A 14,638-nucleotide genomic window follows, 5' to 3' on the forward strand; every position below is an offset into this window, starting at 1 on the left:
ATGGGGAGATTTATTGGGAAAGTGGTGTTTTAGTAATGCGGTATCCACTACCCCGAACGGTTTCAATAAACTGATCGCAATTAAATGGGGCAAGGGCTGCTCTGAGTCGTTTTACATGAACGTCTACCGTCCGCTCCTCAATATATGCCTCGTTACCCCATACATGATCAAGCAAATTGGCTCTTGAGTGCACCCGCTCTGGGTTAGCCATCAGGAAATTCAGGAGCCGAAATTCGGTAGGGCCTAAAGCTAAATTTTTAATATCCTGATTGGGCCAGTGAATAGCAATTCGATGCGTAATGGCATCAAGACTCATAGGGCCCACGACTAACGGCCCCTCTTCTGAGGCCACTGAATATCTTCTTAAAAGCGCTTTTACTCTAGCAATTAACTCTTTAGGTGAAAAAGGCTTTGTTACATAATCATCGGCACCAGCGTCTAAACCAGTCACCTTATCCACTTCCTCGCCCTTGGCTGTTAACATCAAAATTGGAATGTCCTTGTACTTTTCATTTGCACGCAAATCTTTAGCAAATTGAACGCCAGACTTCCCAGGCAACATCCAATCAAGCACGATCAGATCAGGTGCTTGAGTATTCAGCATGGACAGCGCTTCATCTGACTGCATTGCTCTTCTTACAGCATAACCAGCATGCGTCAGATTCACCGCAATTAACTCGGCAATAGATGGCTCATCTTCCACAATGAGTATTTGCTGGGACGACTGAGTCATAAATCCTATTTACTTGCCTCGCGAATGAGATCTTCATGCGCCATGTGACGTACGTCCGATCCTTTAGCAACATAAATAACAAACTCAGCAATATTTTTGGCATGGTCACCAATTCGCTCAATGGCTTTTGCGATTGTCATCATATCTAAACCGGTAGTAATTGTGTGGGGATCTTCCATCATATAAGTGATTAGTTTACGCACAAATGCACGGAACTCCTCATCAATTTGACGATCCTCCTGAACTACCTCAGCAGCAGCGACTGTATCGAGTCGGGCAAAGGCATCCAAACTTCGCCTTAATAAAGATATTGCCATTTGACCAGATAAACGAATTTCAGCTACATTGATTTTGCTATTCACACCCGACTCAATGAGTCGCTTCGTTCTTTTCGCTACCCGCTCCGCCTCATCGCCCGCCCTCTCCAGATTAGTGATAGCCTTTGAGACGGCCATGACTAAGCGTAGATCTCGTGCGGTTGGTTGCCGGCGAGCAATTAATTCTGTGCAAGCTAAATCAATCTGAATTTCCAGGTCATTTACTAATTTTTCATTTTCGATGACGACATTGCATGTATCAAGATCCATTTGCGTAAATGCACGCATGGCAGTGGCAATTTGAGACTCCACCAAGCCGCCCATCTCCAACAAGCGACTAGATAGAGAATTTAGATCGGCATCAAATTGTGAGGATAAATGTTTATCTGGCATAGTCGTCTCCTGTTAACCAAATCGACCAGTAATATAGTCTTCGGTCTCTTTTCGTTTTGGCTTAATAAAGATTTCGTCTGTCTTACCGTATTCGATAAGACTTCCTAAATACATATACGCTGTATAGTCTGATACCCGAGCCGCCTGCTGCATATTATGTGTAATGATAGCGATAGTGTAGTCATTTTTCAGTTCATGAATCAGCTCTTCTACCTTACCAGTGGATATGGGATCTAAAGCTGAAGTTGGCTCATCTAACAGGATGACTGAAGGCTTTACAGCCACACCTCTGGCGATACATAAACGTTGCTGCTGGCCCCCTGATAAAGATAAGCCACTTTGATTGAGCTTATCTTTAACCTCACTCCATAGAGCCGCTTTATTTAATGCCCACTCAACTCGCTCATCCATTTCAGAGCGAGATAGCTTTTCATAGAGGCGAACACCAAAAGCGATGTTTTCATAAATTGACATCGGGAATGGAGTTGGCTTTTGAAAGACCATACCGATCCTAGAGCGCAATAGATTTAAATCTAAACCTGGCTCAAGGATATTTTGACCATAGAAGTTAATTTCACCTTCTGCTCGCTGACCTGGATACAAGTCATACATGCGGTTTAGCGTTCTTAGCAGAGTGGACTTACCACAACCAGATGGGCCAATAAATGCAGTTACCTTGCCTTGCTCAATGTCTAGATTGATCTTCTTTAAACCCTGGAATGAGCCATAGAAGAAATTCAGATTCCTAACTTCAATCGCATTCACAGCATTATTTTGCGGCTCTTGACTACCCGTATTCATTAAACCCCCTTGACCATCCACCTGATTTAAGTCAAACATTGTTCTCATATCGCTCATCACGCCTTAACCTTGTCTCGAAACACTACGCGAGCCAAAATATTCAAACCAAGGACAGCAAACGTAATTAATAACGCACCGCCCCACGCCAAATTTACCCAGTTGTCATACGGGCTCATCGCAAACTGATATATCACTACTGGCAGGTTCGCCATCGGTGCATTCATATTAGTTGAGAAAAATTGGTTATTTAGAGCTGTAAATAGAAGTGGTGCCGTTTCACCGCTGACACGAGCAAGCGCGAGCAAAATTCCTGTTATCACGCCGCTTTGCGCAGCACGCAAAGTGATCATGAATGCTACTTTCCACTTCGGCGCGCCCAAAGCATAGGCTGCTTCACGCAAACTTCCAGGAACTAGGCGCAGCATATTCTCTGTTGTTCTAACAACTACTGGTATGGCAATTAGCGCCAAGGCAATCGTTCCAGCCCATCCTGAAAAATGCTTTACCTGTGCTACGACAAAAGCATATACAAATAAACCAATCACAATTGAGGGTGCGGATAGCATGATGTCTGTAACAAATCGGGTTGTGGCTGCAACCTTGCCGCGATCACCATATTCAGAAAGATAGACTCCAGCTAATACACCAATAGGGGTGCTAATTAGGGTGCAGCAGCCAATAATCATGAGGCTGCCAACAATCGCATTGGCTAATCCACCACCGTCAGACCCAGGGGCGGGCGTACTGTGCGTGAAAAGAGAAAAATCAATCGACGAGAATCCCTTTATCAACAAAACACTCAAAATCCAGAATAAGAAAATCATGCCCAGGCCCATAGCACTCATTGAGAGAGCTAAGCCAATCTTGTTTGCACGCTTACGACGGGCAAATACCGCAGGATTAATGTTGCTAGCCTTATTCATGACTTCAGACCTTGCTTCTTTTCCATATTGTTCAGCATCCATTTAGCGCATGCCAAGACAATGAAAGTAATAATGAACAGTGCCAAGCCTAATGCAAAGAGTGAAGACAAATGATTGCCAGCCTCAGCTTCACCAAATTCATTGGCAAGGGTTGAGGCAATAGACGTGCCTGGGGCAAATAGTGAGGCAGATAGGCGTTGTGAATTTCCAATCACAAAGGTAACTGCCATGGTTTCACCAAGCGCCCGACCTAAACCCAGCATCACGCCGCCAATCACACCTGCTTTTGTATATGGCAAAACAACATTCTTAACCACTTCCCAAGTAGTGCAGCCTATGCCATAGGCAGATTCTTTTAGTACCGGCGGAACAATTTCAAATACATCTCGCATGACTGATGAGATAAAAGGCAGAATCATCATCGCCAAAATTAATCCGGCACACAACACTCCAATACCATTGAATGCACCTGAAAATAAAATGCCTAGCCCCGGTATTTTGCCAAGTGTTGCAGCCAAAGCAGGCTCAATATATTCAGCAAACAGTGGCGCAAATATGAACAAACCAAACATGCCATAAATAATGGAAGGGACGGCTGCCAAGAGTTCTACTGCTGTACCCAAAGGCCTGCGCAATGGACCAGGACATAGCTCAGTTAAAAAGACAGCGATCCCAAAACTGAGCGGCACTGCAATCAAGAGCGCTATTAGAGAGGTAACGAGCGTTCCGTAGATAGCAATCAAGCCACCAAACTCACCATTAACAATATCCCATTCTTGGGTAAAGAAAAATCCTGGGCCAAAGGTATGCAAGGCAGGCCAAGCATTAATGATCAAAGAAATAATGATGCCTAACAAGGCGATCAAGACACTGCAAGCAAAAAATTGAGTGACCCGATGAAATAGAAAATCTTGGATCCTTTGGATCTTGGCGATTTTCAGCGCTTGTGGAGTTGGGGCAGAATGTTGCTGAGCGCTGTTGTTCATTTTGATTGATGCTTTTTGATCGGGCGACCCTAGCTTGGTAGCGTCGCTCTATTTGATCAAGTAAACAATAAAGTTGTAGTTACTTAACTGCGATTTTGGTGAATACATTCTTACGAATGAAATCAGTTGTCTTGTCTGGCATTGGCACGTAATCAAGATCCTCAGCCATTTTCTTGCCATCTTTGAAAGCAAAGTCGAAGAACTTAATGACTTCTGCAACATTAGCTTTGTTCTCAGGGTTTTTATAGATCAAGATGAATGAGGCGCCTGTAATTGGCCAAGATTTAGCACCTGGAGCATTTGTAATGAAAGTACCCATGCCAGGAACAGCCGACCAATCTGTACTTGCCGCTGCGGCAGAGAATGTTAAATCATCCGGCGCCACGAATTGACCGTCTTTATTCTTAAGAGAAATAAAGGTCATCTTATTTTTCTTGGCATAGGCGTACTCAACATAGCCAATCGCATTTTTAACGCGGGTCACGTTCGCGGCAACACCTTCATTACCTTTGCCACCTACTGTCGATGCTGCTGGCCACTTCACAGAAGCTCCGGAACCAACCGAATCTTTAAACAAAGAACTGGTTTTAGCTAAGTAGTCGGTAAAGATCGCTGTTGTACCAGATCCATCCGCGCGAACAACCACTGTAATCGGGCCCGATGGAATTTTGACTCCAGGGTTCATGATGGCGATACGCTTATCACCCCAATCAGAAATCACACCTTGGAAAATGTCTGCAAGTGTTGGACCATCTAATTTGATTTCGCCCGGCTTAACACCCTCCACATTGATAACTGGAACAACGCCACCAATAATGGCAGGGAACTGTACAAGGCCATCAGCCTCTAGATCGGAGAATTTGACTGGATTATCGGTAGCGCCAAAATCTACTGTCTTGGCTTTAATTTGCTTGATACCGCCAGATGAGCCAATCGATTGGTAATTTAAGTTTGAGCCAGTCTTAGCTTTATATGCTTCCGCCCATTTTGCATAAATTGGGTACGGGAAAGTAGCGCCTGCGCCTGTCATATCTGCCGCAAAAGCTACCGGAGCAAGTGAAATAGCGCCTATTACGAGGGCTTTTTTCAAGAAAGATTTCATTAATCAGTCCTTAGAAATATGCGCATTAGCGCGATACCAGAACGATAAATCCGCAATATGACAGTTTTATGACGGTCTATACGGCCCTGAAAATAGGGCATTTAACAATATCCCCCAAGGATTGTCATGCTCTTATGCGACGATGCTCATCACATTTATCTATTTTTTCAGGGGTAAATCACAAATAAGCAAATCCAAACCAATCAAATGGTTTACCAAAAAACTTGGCAAAGAGGCAAAAAAGTTAAAAAATGCCTCAAAAAAAGAAGTTTGCTAGCATTCCAAAAGCTCGTTCAGAAAGCAAAGATACGGCTGGAAAATATGACAGCGTCAAGGCGATTTTTAAAAAATAAACCTTTTACAACTACATCTTTGTCGTACAAAATTTCATTAATCAAAGAAGTACAAACTTTACTTATTAAGTAAATCTATAAATTAATGTCAGACGCACTTATAAAGTAGACGCAGATTCTGGATCTTTCCAAATTGATATTCTGCAGCCTGCATTTCATCATCGTAATTTTCTTTGTGAGTGTGAACAAAAATATGCAACACTCGCTTAGCCTGATCATGGCCCTGTAAGGCAGCTAATGATAAGAAATAAAATGCTTTCTTTAAATCTAATGGCACAAATTCACCTTTACCATAGAGCGAGCCCAAGGTGTACGCGCATTGACGACTCCCCTCTTCAGCGCCAATAGTTAAGTATTTAATGCCTAATTCAACATTTCGTGGAACGCCTTGTTCCATACCTAAGCCCAGGGCATAGATATTGCCTAAATTACAAAACGCATCCTTTACCTCTTCTTTGACCGCTTTTTGATAGTAATCGACAGCAATTTTGTAGCTTTGCGGAACCCTGCCAAGACCTCGTTCATGCATCAAACCCACATTAAATAAGGCATAACCATTACCAAGACTAGTATGGCCATTTTGCAACTCATAAAACTTTTCCATCTGCTCAGCATTCAGATTGCCATCAAAGGTCATCTTTGTTAACAAAAAGAGTGCGTCATCGTTTTGATCGTTAACTGCTGAATCAAACAAAATATCAAAGGCAACATCGTACTTGCCTTTTTGCATATTCATTTGCGCTAAATCTATTGCGCCGTAATTCATAATTTTTACCTTTTTTGAATGCTTATTTATTAATTTACAAGACCTATTATATAAATATGACTATATATAGGATTAAATCTGATCACGAAATTGGTGCACTAGCTCCAGGATACATCCTGATACCAATAATTGATTCGTCGATTTAAACGTGCATTTTGGATTGCTGAACGCGTACTGTAGAACTCATTTAAGTTCAATTTTGTTGGCTCATGTAGCTCGCACCCAACTCGAATGCGAGAAGCCTCGAGTGGACTTGGACGCAGACTTTTAATGACCAAATCAAACTTTGCTGTTCTCGCAGTCAATCGCTCAAGGCTACTATTCTTCCAAATAGTTCCTATCTCCATTTCTGTAGAACCTAAACGCAGATCAAGCTGTAAGCCATGATCAGAGATATCGACAATATCCCCAATCATCTCCTTGCCTACAGTAAAGAAAATAAGTGCTTTAAAAGTACGATCTGGCGGTGCCTTTACTCTAAAGTCCTCTCGCCTCTGAATGAGTGTTACAGCTTTGGGTATATGACAAGTTAATGTTCCCGTTTCCGCTGACCTTAATCCTTCAATTAGAAATTGCAGCTTTCCACCATCAAGACCTGCAACAAAGTAGCATGACTCTCCCATATATGAACCTACGCCATTTTTAGGAGGTTCTTCTAATTTGAATTTGATACCTGCCTTGGGATCCAAACTCTGCACACTAACCGGGAACTTTTCCGAGGTTTTTACATTAAAGATTGCTGAAACTGGACCTGGGGATAACATCCTCTCCAAGTTTTTAAAAATAAAGCGTGGGTCTAGCACGTATTTAGGATCGATTTCACCAAGCTCCGGAGAGTATATTTCAAAGGTCATGCGGTCCATTTTACTGAATACTGAAGTATGATCGATGAGAGATCAGGAGTGAAATCAGCCGTGAAAAAGTTTGAGGTAATCTCAATTGAACCTAGTGATTTAGCCCATTTTTGGGTTGTCAGCTACAAAATCGGTGATGGCGAGATAGAAAAAGAGGCAATTGAGGCAATTGACTCTAATGAGGCATATATAAAATTTCGCAACATGATGATCAAACAGTTCAAGAATAGAAACAAGGGAAAAAGAAGTTAAAGAAAAGTACAATCAACCTGTGATTTCTATGGAGAATGAAGGATGACACCCGCAGAATTTGAGAGGCATGCCGATCTAATACGTAAAGCCAAGACTTTAAGTGCTGCAAGCGAGCATTATTTCAAAGCAGCGCGGGCGATTGAGATGGGCGAGTCCGAAGATGCCAGATATTTGCACATTAAAGTCGCAAAAGAATCACTTGAAGATGCTTTTCCGGAAATATTTCAAGCTCGACAACCAACACACAAATTTATGATCAAAGAAGAAAATGATCATCGAGTTCTCAAAACAATTGGTTTAGTGACACTAATTTTGGGTATTCTATTTGCTTTTGTGAAGTTTGGGCCGACTGGCGACCTCACCAAAACATGGACAGCTGACGACATTCCAAAAGCAACCGCCTATCCAAAATAATCTAGGTCTCAGATGCAACTTGCGCTTCAGCAAACTTCATTTCTAGAGCCAGTCGCTTGAAACCAGGCTTATCTGAATAAGTCTTAGAAAGATAGTAAATTAATTCTCGATCAGTTTTGCCATACTGATGGTCCTTTAGCATTGTTCTTAATGCCCAAATAATCTGTAGCGTATTTCGCTCATCTCTTAGTAAATTTGCTTTTTCTTCCGCACTTTCATCTAAAGCGTCAAGATCAACCCCTCGAGCAAACGCGGCAAGCCTTGGTGGCATCTCCCATTTGCGAACATTGCCAGCCCAAAATAAGAAGCGCTTGAAATCAACACGCATGTTTTGCGCAGAAAAATTCTGGATCCATGCATGCTCCGTAAGCAAATCAAGCTTTATCCGAAATTCATCGTATCGACCATCAAAGTTTGTTCGTTCGAAATGAAGTTCACCTGCCGCATCACGCACCGGAAATTTAATTTGCTTAGGATTGATTCCCTGAATCAGGGCTGCAGCCTGCCAAGTATATATATATGTCTTTGAGAACCAAAAATCCCAATCAATGTCCGCCATGAGCTATCCTTAAGAATGTGCAATTCTGTATAGCTTACTATGGCTTGCATACATCTGTTAAATTAGAAACTTAATTCTTTTCCAAAATTAGAATGATGATTAAAATCTTGCCACTTCTCGCAGCAGTCTTAACCTCTTTTCATGCCTATGCAGGTTTATCGGTCGCCGAATTTGAAAACAAAAACAAGACCCTCTCCACAAACACTTATCTGTTAGGCCTGAGTTCAGGATTAAATGCCTCGAACAACCAACTTAGCGCAATTAATCAAGTGCCATTATTTTGCTATCCGCCTTATTTAAATCTGACAGTAAATAATTACCGAGAAATTATTGTCCTGGGCATTAAAGATATACCCCCCAATAGCCCAACGAAACCCACTATTGATGAAGTCTTACTCAAGCAACTAATGAAGCTTTATCCCTGTGGCTATAACTGAGCCAACTAAATCGGATCAGCTTTTTTAATCGTTTGTGCTCTTGTTGAGTTTTCTGCGCTTTCCTTGGCGTAATTCTCAGCTTGGATTGTGAGATATTGAAGCAATTCAGCATCTAGCTGAGTGGACTCAGTCTCCAAAGAATGATTCCTTGGAGTTGGCCCAAGCAGCAAATAAAAGCCAAACAAAGCAGAGAAAAGCGCCAGAGCAAGAGGTGCCAACCAGCTCTTTAGTTGCGCTTTCATCGAATGGCAATCAAGCTAGAGTCAACGCCATGAATGACACTTGGCAACACATCGCTTGAATAGGCGCGCTTATTCACCTGCTCATGCCACCTGAGATAATCCTTGACGAGGTCTTCAATATGAAGCTCTACAAAATCCTTAGAATTATTCGCCGGTTTATTGATCGCATCTTTTTGCCCCATACAAACTCCTTGTGAGAGAGATTTCTAATTCACATCCTAGGGGCAATTCAATATGGCGAAAAGAGAAAAGCCATTTACAAAACGTATTTTTTATCTACTGAAATTTTTTTTAAATTATTGATTTATAAGCAATTTATTTCATACGTAAAATTTATCTCAGGGATAACAAGGGTATGAAATCAAATACTCATATTCACTTTATAAGAATGTTATAAGTCTCTGATTTTGAGAGTAATTGTGAAAAATTTTGCTTATAGATATAAGCAAAAGTAACAATAAATCTTTTGCTCATGCAAAAAAGATCTAAGCCTATCACTTCATTAGCAGGCGACTTAATGCGCCTCGAGCTTCTGATACATTTAAATCCATCGCTAACTGAAGCAAGCTTGTCGCCTTGGGAATGTCTCCGAGATGACCTGACACAACTCCATAGTTATAAATCGCTTGAGGATTTTTGTTTTTAACCTCCCGCTCTAACTCGTGGAAAAGCACATCAAGCTGGGATTGATTAAGCTGGCCAGCCATGGCCATCATGCAAGGCTTTAAAAAAGTACATTCAAAATTTCCTACCTCAAGCGCCATAAACATCTCAAAAGCTTGCGGATATAAACCTAGCTTTAGGTACTGTTCGGCCTGGTAGTAATCAGAGTTATCCATCATTCAAACCCACATTAAACCTGAATTTGCTCCCATGTACCGCTTAGTTTGGTATGAAAAGGTTCGTGATAGCGGTAGAACTCTATCTCTGTAAATTGACTGTCCGTTTCTAAGATACGATTTGATAACTCTGCGATGTTAGATGGCTTCCAGCTAAAGTCAGGCTGCTCTACCCAGGCACGAATTCCCTCCTCACGCTTAATAAAATGATCCATTGATCCAATCATTTTTGTAATCTCCGCGCCATACGTGACAATCGCCCGCAAAAACTTTGGAGAGTCGACAAAAGCAAATTGAATAACAATATAGGGCAATGCAAATGCGAGCGTCATATGTTTTCGAACATTACGAAAATAAACCTGCTGCGTTATATCCCAAGGCTTATCTGAACCATTTAACGAATAGTCAAAAATCCAATTACGACTATAGAAAAAAATACACTGACGCCCAACGATTTCATCGCTGATGGTGCGAATATGCGCCTTCTCGCGCAGTAGTCGCAACTGCTCATATGGCTGCAGATAAGAGCCTGAATTTGAGTCTAACTCAGGTGAAGGGCTCATTCTTGTTTCTTAAATTGTTCGATGACCACATCAACCTTATCGCCTAGATCCCTGCTAATACGATAAACAAAATTTTGGTCATAAATAAAGAAATATTTCTTAAGGTATGGGTCGGCGAAAACGATGCGCTTGAAATTTCCTTCACCAAGACCGTTTACCAACGCCAAAGTTTTTTGAGCCTCAGGCTTTAAGGCAACTCCAGAATCCTGCGCTCCAGAGATTCTAGCCAAAAGATCAGATTTATTGGTGGAACCTTCGTAAAAGGCTAAACAACATTGCACAACTCCCTTTGGTCTAGTTCCGGTCCAAGTAAACTCCTCACCATTCAAAATGAGTGTATTTGCGGTTACCGATAACTTAAGCTTAGCGCTCTCGGCAGTCCACGTACCAATCCATCGCTCATTAATCGGGGTAGAAGCCAGAGACTTGATGGGCTCTTTGGCATCATTGGTGCTCGCCACATCTTGATTTGATATGGTTCCAGTAACCACCTGATCAGAATTAGGCATCTCTGCGACAGGCAGGACGGGTGTGCTTGGCGCAATGGGCTTTGGTGCATACCGTACTGAATTGGAATTTGCGTAGTACAGACCACCCAGAACCACCGTAAACAAAATGGCGCCCAAAATACCACTGACCTTTAAACGCCTGGCATCATCCCAAGTCGTAATTAAGGCTTGATCACTTGGATGTTGAACATTTAAAAAAGGATTTTTTAAACCAACTGTCTCAGCCTCAAGAGGCTCAGAAGCTTCGGGCTGCTGGTCCCCCTCTACGTCGCTAGACTCGGTAGCAGAAAAAGTGCTGGCGGGTGCAACCTTATCCAAGATTGGGCTCTCAATTAAATGCACATAAGCCAGGGCATCATTTATAGAGGAGAAAATTTTATTGCATGCAGTATGCTGATCAAGTACAAGATTTTTTTCTATTTGATATTTATCAATCAAATAAAGAACATACGAATCGTTACTAAGATCTCTGTCACCAATAAAGGTTCTTTGCTTGCTGGCCATGACGGGAACGAAAAAAATTCCAGCAGATAAAAAAATTAGGCCAAACAACCATTGCAGCTGAGAAGTACTTTGGATCTGGTTTGCGACAAAGCTTGAAAATGTAGCAAAGTCCATTGGTTGGCTGCCAGTGTGAGCGGCAGCAAGCAATAAAACAGCGCCACAAGCAATAGCGATGATTTTAAAAGCTAGTTGTAGCCGCCTTGATGGGGGTGTGGCACTTCGCATTAATTTCCTTTGGGGACAAAAAACCTTGCCAATTAGAGCGTTACACCTACAGGCAAGAATTTCTCAATTTTAACCACATTAAGGGGACTTTATTCTGCCCTAGTAGGTTTAGCGCTACGGACCTCTTCCTCGTCAGCACCTGAGACCTCAACTGGCTTCAGAGCCGATGAAGCATCACCCTCTTGTTCATCTTTTGATTCTGGATTGGAATCAGACAAATCATTACCCTCCCCAAGCGAGTTGGTCATGGTGAATGTATCGGCTGAATCAAAATTCTTCACCCATTTAAATTTTTCCATGAACTCCGCAATAGGCAAAAAACGTAAGTTTGAATCAACAAGATTCTTGTACTCAACATAAGAAATGCCAAGCGCATTAGGTGGAAAGACTTGCCGGACAGCAACCCTTGCGCCATTCTCATCTTCAAAAATGTCATGCCTTTGGGGATCACTCATGATGGGCCTATATTAAGTTGTGCTAAAGGGAGGAAAACTTATGCCCTAGTTAGTGTATTTCAATTTACTTGTCATTTTTGCGCAAAAAACTAGGAACAAATCGCTTGCTAAACGATTGCTCTTGGGTGCCACCCTGAGCTTCGTCAGATACCAATTCTTGGTTGAATTCAGCGTTAGCCGCCCCCCCATAAAAACCAAGGCTTTTTGCCCTATTTCGGTAATCATCTAACACGCTAACTTTTTTTGCAATTTCTCGGTTGATAGATTGACCTGAGATCGACAAAGTCCTTCTAATTTCGCGACGTTCATCAATTTTTTGCGAAATATATTTTCCGAAGGCTGAAAAATTATCAGCCACCGCCTTATCTGAGCATACACAGAGAAAATCTTGATAAACATAGCTATCTATTTCAGGTGTGCGATGAATTGGCGGCGCAATAAAGCAATTTGCTAAAAAATCTAAATTGGTAAAAGATCCCTGTGAAGCATATCCAGGATCAACCCTGCTTGGAACTACTATCAAGCTTTGCTTACTTGCAGCCAAACGAGCCATTCTCTTTTGAACATACTCGAGAATAAAAATTTCTGTGCTAGCCATTTCAAACTTCGCGCTTGAACTTGGTATCAATACGATATCAAAGTCAGTCATGAAATCTTCCGACATAGCCGGCGTCCAAGTGAAATCACAAATACTAATTTGGACACCCGATGAATATTTGCGTAAATTCGCCCTAGCACTTAAGAGGGCCATACCAACGCTTTGATAATTAATTTCCGCCCGACTCACTCGAATTCCAATATCTGGAGCCTTTTTAGTCCAATGGGATGAGGAGGCCTGCTTATCAAAATCTATCAAAGAGACCCCTAAACCCTCTTGAATAGCAAGATATGCAGCCAAATTCGCGGAAATCGTGCTTTTACCAACACCACCCTTCTGATTGGTAACGAGTATCTTTATGGCTTCACTGGCGGGCATCGCAGATCTCTCCTTAAGACTACATTAGCCATCGAGCTGATCATCAGCAAGCAAGTCTTGCTCCGTGATCTTAGATAACAAGCCACTCAAGCGAGCCCCCTGCTCAATTCCAATTTGGGCATAAATGATATCTCCATGAACATCTGCCCCACTATGTAGCTCAACCCGCTCGGTTGCCCGAACGTTACCTTCCACTCGTCCAGCCACCAGCACCCTGCCGGCAGAGATGTTGCCCTGCACCAGCCCTGTTTTACCGAGGGCAACACAAACATCGGCGCCTTGTTTTGTCACAACATCGCCAATAATCGTTCCATCAATACGCAAACTCTTGGTGGCCACAATACGGCCAAATATTTCTAAATCAGATCCAATGATCGAGCCAAACGTTTCCCTAGAGGGATCTAGTATTCGAATCGCATGACTTTGTCTTATGGCCACGGATTAAATGATTAGTTTTTAATAAACTTACCAGCAACTTTACCGCCACGCTGAATATGGATGTACTTGTAACTAATATTTCCATCTACGTGCGCAACTGGACCAACATTGAGATCTTCGCAATTCACATCACCCTTGAGCTGGCCTTTAATTACCAGTTGCTCTGAATTCAGCTCTCCATCCACCTGGCCAGTGGAGTCGATCAATACAGACTTTGCCGTAATTTTCCCACGAACGGTTCCAGCAATATTGAGCACACCATCTGAAGTAATGGTTCCTTCAAATGTAAAACCTTCGCTAATGATCGAGGGCTTAGTTAATACACTTGACCGGTTCGCTGAATCTAGTCTTGTAACTGGCTCGGGAGCATAAGTAGCTACAGCCGGCACCTGTTCTTCTGGAGTACTTTCTTGAGCAATCTCTTCGCTCACGTTAGAGATTGAATCATTGTCGACGGTTGGTTGATTTTTAGAAAAAATAGACATCATTCAATATTCGGAAATAAATTTAAAAATTAATTAAGAGTGTGGATTGAGGTTATGTAATTCACCATGCAGATGTCCACCTTTTTCGATTTCGATTTCTGAGTAATGAATTGATCCAGTCACCTTACCGGTAGAGCGAATAATTAAACTGCGAGAAGAAGAAACCTGCTCATTAACTTCGCCACGAATATCAATTGACTCTCCGCTTAGCTTGCCGCGCACAATACCAGTAGCCTCAATTAAGATTTGCTTGGCTGTGAGTTCACCCTCTACAGTGCCTGAAATGGAAGCAATATCAGGAACTTCGAAGTTACCCTTGAGAACAACCCCCTCACCCACAAATAGGCAACCCTGTTGATTTACTTCGGCCATACTTAGCGCTCCTTAGCAAGCAATGTCATTAATAAAGATTTAGGCAATTCTAGCAGTTGATCTTCACTTTTGGGCTTTAAAATACATAAAATTGCACCTAAATACTCTTATCAGCCCCAAAATTAAAAATGCCCCCATTC

General features: G+C 42.2%; 22 protein-coding genes. 3 read left to right on the top strand and 19 right to left on the bottom strand.

Annotation, left to right across the window (positions count from 1 at the left end):
* Positions 1–10: 10 nt before the first annotated feature.
* From phoB to NHB35_RS08460, 8 genes are all read right to left on the bottom strand, one after another.
* Complete coding sequence (phoB, locus tag NHB35_RS08425) at positions 11–733, bottom strand: phosphate regulon transcriptional regulator PhoB (protein ID WP_353431924.1); 723 nt, start codon at positions 731–733, stop codon at positions 11–13.
* Positions 734–738: 5 nt separating this feature from the next.
* The gene (gene phoU / locus NHB35_RS08430; RefSeq protein WP_353431925.1) at positions 739–1,443 is read right to left on the bottom strand and encodes a phosphate signaling complex protein PhoU; all 705 of its coding nucleotides are present in this window, start codon (positions 1,441–1,443) and stop codon (positions 739–741) included.
* A 12-nt stretch (positions 1,444–1,455) separates the two neighbouring features.
* Complete coding sequence (gene pstB, locus NHB35_RS08435) at positions 1,456–2,244, bottom strand: phosphate ABC transporter ATP-binding protein PstB (RefSeq protein WP_353433432.1); 789 nt, start codon at positions 2,242–2,244, stop codon at positions 1,456–1,458.
* A 56-nt stretch (positions 2,245–2,300) separates the two neighbouring features.
* A complete protein-coding gene (gene pstA, locus NHB35_RS08440; RefSeq protein WP_353433433.1) occupies positions 2,301–3,167 on the bottom strand; it encodes a phosphate ABC transporter permease PstA in 867 nt (288 codons plus the stop codon).
* Positions 3,164–4,153, bottom strand: coding sequence for a phosphate ABC transporter permease subunit PstC (pstC, locus tag NHB35_RS08445; protein WP_353431926.1), 990 nt, complete (start codon positions 4,151–4,153; stop codon positions 3,164–3,166). Before pstC ends, pstA begins: the two co-directional genes overlap by 4 nt.
* Positions 4,154–4,232: 79 nt before the next feature.
* The gene (gene pstS, locus NHB35_RS08450) at positions 4,233–5,255 is read right to left on the bottom strand and encodes a phosphate ABC transporter substrate-binding protein PstS (protein ID WP_353431927.1); all 1,023 of its coding nucleotides are present in this window, start codon (positions 5,253–5,255) and stop codon (positions 4,233–4,235) included.
* Between the two features lie 441 nt (positions 5,256–5,696).
* Positions 5,697–6,374, bottom strand: a complete 678-nt coding sequence (locus NHB35_RS08455; RefSeq protein ID WP_353431928.1) for a tetratricopeptide repeat protein — start codon at positions 6,372–6,374, stop codon at positions 5,697–5,699.
* Positions 6,375–6,472: 98 nt separating this feature from the next.
* Entirely contained in the window at positions 6,473–7,228 is a 756-nt protein-coding gene (locus NHB35_RS08460; protein ID WP_353431929.1) for a hypothetical protein, read from the bottom strand.
* Between the two features lie 60 nt (positions 7,229–7,288).
* Here NHB35_RS08460 and NHB35_RS08465 point away from each other — a divergent pair, with 60 nt between their 5' ends.
* On the top strand, positions 7,289–7,480 hold the full coding sequence (locus NHB35_RS08465; RefSeq protein ID WP_353431930.1) for a hypothetical protein: 192 nt from the start codon (positions 7,289–7,291) through the stop codon (positions 7,478–7,480).
* 42 nt (positions 7,481–7,522) lie between these two features.
* Positions 7,523–7,894: a hypothetical protein gene (locus tag NHB35_RS08470; RefSeq protein WP_353431931.1), complete on the top strand. Its 372-nt coding sequence runs from the start codon at positions 7,523–7,525 to the stop codon at positions 7,892–7,894.
* Between the two features lies 1 nt (position 7,895).
* Here the strand turns inward: NHB35_RS08470 and NHB35_RS08475 are convergent, their stop codons facing one another.
* Positions 7,896–8,453 carry a hypothetical protein gene (locus tag NHB35_RS08475; protein ID WP_353431932.1) on the bottom strand — a complete coding sequence of 186 codons (558 nt, stop codon included), beginning with the start codon at positions 8,451–8,453 and terminating at the stop codon, positions 7,896–7,898.
* A 92-nt stretch (positions 8,454–8,545) separates the two neighbouring features.
* Between NHB35_RS08475 and NHB35_RS08480 the strand changes: the two genes are divergently transcribed.
* Entirely contained in the window at positions 8,546–8,890 is a 345-nt protein-coding gene (locus NHB35_RS08480) for a hypothetical protein (RefSeq protein WP_353431933.1), read from the top strand.
* A gap of 5 nt (positions 8,891–8,895) precedes the next feature.
* On the opposite strand, the gene NHB35_RS08485 is transcribed toward NHB35_RS08480, so the two are convergent.
* The 10 genes from NHB35_RS08485 to NHB35_RS08530 form a co-directional block, all read right to left on the bottom strand.
* Positions 8,896–9,132: a hypothetical protein gene (locus NHB35_RS08485; RefSeq protein ID WP_353431934.1), complete on the bottom strand. Its 237-nt coding sequence runs from the start codon at positions 9,130–9,132 to the stop codon at positions 8,896–8,898.
* The gene (locus tag NHB35_RS08490) at positions 9,129–9,314 is read right to left on the bottom strand and encodes a hypothetical protein (RefSeq protein WP_353431935.1); all 186 of its coding nucleotides are present in this window, start codon (positions 9,312–9,314) and stop codon (positions 9,129–9,131) included. The genes NHB35_RS08485 and NHB35_RS08490 overlap by 4 nt, the downstream gene beginning before the upstream one ends.
* 312 nt (positions 9,315–9,626) lie before the next feature.
* Positions 9,627–9,974 (bottom strand): hypothetical protein, encoded by a 348-nt coding sequence (locus NHB35_RS08495; RefSeq protein ID WP_353431936.1) that lies wholly within the window; start codon positions 9,972–9,974, stop codon positions 9,627–9,629.
* 11 nt (positions 9,975–9,985) lie between these two features.
* Positions 9,986–10,534 carry a hypothetical protein gene (locus NHB35_RS08500; protein WP_353431937.1) on the bottom strand — a complete coding sequence of 183 codons (549 nt, stop codon included), beginning with the start codon at positions 10,532–10,534 and terminating at the stop codon, positions 9,986–9,988.
* Positions 10,531–11,772 (bottom strand): hypothetical protein, encoded by a 1,242-nt coding sequence (locus NHB35_RS08505; RefSeq protein ID WP_353431938.1) that lies wholly within the window; start codon positions 11,770–11,772, stop codon positions 10,531–10,533. Before NHB35_RS08505 ends, NHB35_RS08500 begins: the two co-directional genes overlap by 4 nt.
* Before the next feature lie 89 nt (positions 11,773–11,861).
* Positions 11,862–12,227, bottom strand: coding sequence for a hypothetical protein (locus tag NHB35_RS08510; protein ID WP_353431939.1), 366 nt, complete (start codon positions 12,225–12,227; stop codon positions 11,862–11,864).
* Between the two features lie 64 nt (positions 12,228–12,291).
* The gene (locus tag NHB35_RS08515; RefSeq protein WP_353431940.1) at positions 12,292–13,203 is read right to left on the bottom strand and encodes a ParA family protein; all 912 of its coding nucleotides are present in this window, start codon (positions 13,201–13,203) and stop codon (positions 12,292–12,294) included.
* 24 nt (positions 13,204–13,227) lie between these two features.
* The gene (locus NHB35_RS08520) at positions 13,228–13,641 is read right to left on the bottom strand and encodes a polymer-forming cytoskeletal protein (protein ID WP_353431941.1); all 414 of its coding nucleotides are present in this window, start codon (positions 13,639–13,641) and stop codon (positions 13,228–13,230) included.
* An 11-nt stretch (positions 13,642–13,652) separates the two neighbouring features.
* Positions 13,653–14,129, bottom strand: a complete 477-nt coding sequence (locus NHB35_RS08525; protein ID WP_353431942.1) for a polymer-forming cytoskeletal protein — start codon at positions 14,127–14,129, stop codon at positions 13,653–13,655.
* A gap of 30 nt (positions 14,130–14,159) precedes the next feature.
* On the bottom strand, positions 14,160–14,498 hold the full coding sequence (locus NHB35_RS08530; RefSeq protein WP_353431943.1) for a polymer-forming cytoskeletal protein: 339 nt from the start codon (positions 14,496–14,498) through the stop codon (positions 14,160–14,162).
* Between the last annotated feature and the right edge of the window lie 140 nt (positions 14,499–14,638).

Origin of the sequence: Polynucleobacter sp. MWH-UH23A, from assembly GCF_040409805.1 — a bacterium.
Taxonomy (GTDB): domain Bacteria; phylum Pseudomonadota; class Gammaproteobacteria; order Burkholderiales; family Burkholderiaceae; genus Polynucleobacter.

Bases quoted from the DNA above. Each gene is read 5' to 3' on its own strand.
- phoB (WP_353431924.1), bottom strand. From the start codon at position 733: ATGACTCAGTCGTCCCAGCAAATACTCATTGTGGAAGATGAGCCATCT.
- phoU (WP_353431925.1), bottom strand. From the start codon at position 1,443: ATGCCAGATAAACATTTATCCTCACAATTTGATGCCGATCTAAATTCT.
- pstB (WP_353433432.1), bottom strand. From the start codon at position 2,244: ATGAATACGGGTAGTCAAGAGCCGCAAAATAATGCTGTGAATGCGATT.
- pstA (WP_353433433.1), bottom strand. From the start codon at position 3,167: ATGAATAAGGCTAGCAACATTAATCCTGCGGTATTTGCCCGTCGTAAG.
- pstC (WP_353431926.1), bottom strand. From the start codon at position 4,153: ATGAACAACAGCGCTCAGCAACATTCTGCCCCAACTCCACAAGCGCTG.
- pstS (WP_353431927.1), bottom strand. From the start codon at position 5,255: ATGAAATCTTTCTTGAAAAAAGCCCTCGTAATAGGCGCTATTTCACTT.
- NHB35_RS08455 (WP_353431928.1), bottom strand. From the start codon at position 6,374: ATGAATTACGGCGCAATAGATTTAGCGCAAATGAATATGCAAAAAGGC.
- NHB35_RS08460 (WP_353431929.1), bottom strand. From the start codon at position 7,228: ATGACCTTTGAAATATACTCTCCGGAGCTTGGTGAAATCGATCCTAAA.
- NHB35_RS08470 (WP_353431931.1), top strand. From the start codon at position 7,523: ATGACACCCGCAGAATTTGAGAGGCATGCCGATCTAATACGTAAAGCC.
- NHB35_RS08475 (WP_353431932.1), bottom strand. From the start codon at position 8,453: ATGGCGGACATTGATTGGGATTTTTGGTTCTCAAAGACATATATATAT.
- NHB35_RS08480 (WP_353431933.1), top strand. From the start codon at position 8,546: ATGATGATTAAAATCTTGCCACTTCTCGCAGCAGTCTTAACCTCTTTT.
- NHB35_RS08485 (WP_353431934.1), bottom strand. From the start codon at position 9,132: ATGAAAGCGCAACTAAAGAGCTGGTTGGCACCTCTTGCTCTGGCGCTT.
- NHB35_RS08490 (WP_353431935.1), bottom strand. From the start codon at position 9,314: ATGGGGCAAAAAGATGCGATCAATAAACCGGCGAATAATTCTAAGGAT.
- NHB35_RS08495 (WP_353431936.1), bottom strand. From the start codon at position 9,974: ATGATGGATAACTCTGATTACTACCAGGCCGAACAGTACCTAAAGCTA.
- NHB35_RS08500 (WP_353431937.1), bottom strand. From the start codon at position 10,534: ATGAGCCCTTCACCTGAGTTAGACTCAAATTCAGGCTCTTATCTGCAG.
- NHB35_RS08505 (WP_353431938.1), bottom strand. From the start codon at position 11,772: ATGCGAAGTGCCACACCCCCATCAAGGCGGCTACAACTAGCTTTTAAA.
- NHB35_RS08510 (WP_353431939.1), bottom strand. From the start codon at position 12,227: ATGAGTGATCCCCAAAGGCATGACATTTTTGAAGATGAGAATGGCGCA.
- NHB35_RS08515 (WP_353431940.1), bottom strand. From the start codon at position 13,203: ATGCCCGCCAGTGAAGCCATAAAGATACTCGTTACCAATCAGAAGGGT.
- NHB35_RS08525 (WP_353431942.1), bottom strand. From the start codon at position 14,129: ATGATGTCTATTTTTTCTAAAAATCAACCAACCGTCGACAATGATTCA.
- NHB35_RS08530 (WP_353431943.1), bottom strand. From the start codon at position 14,498: ATGGCCGAAGTAAATCAACAGGGTTGCCTATTTGTGGGTGAGGGGGTT.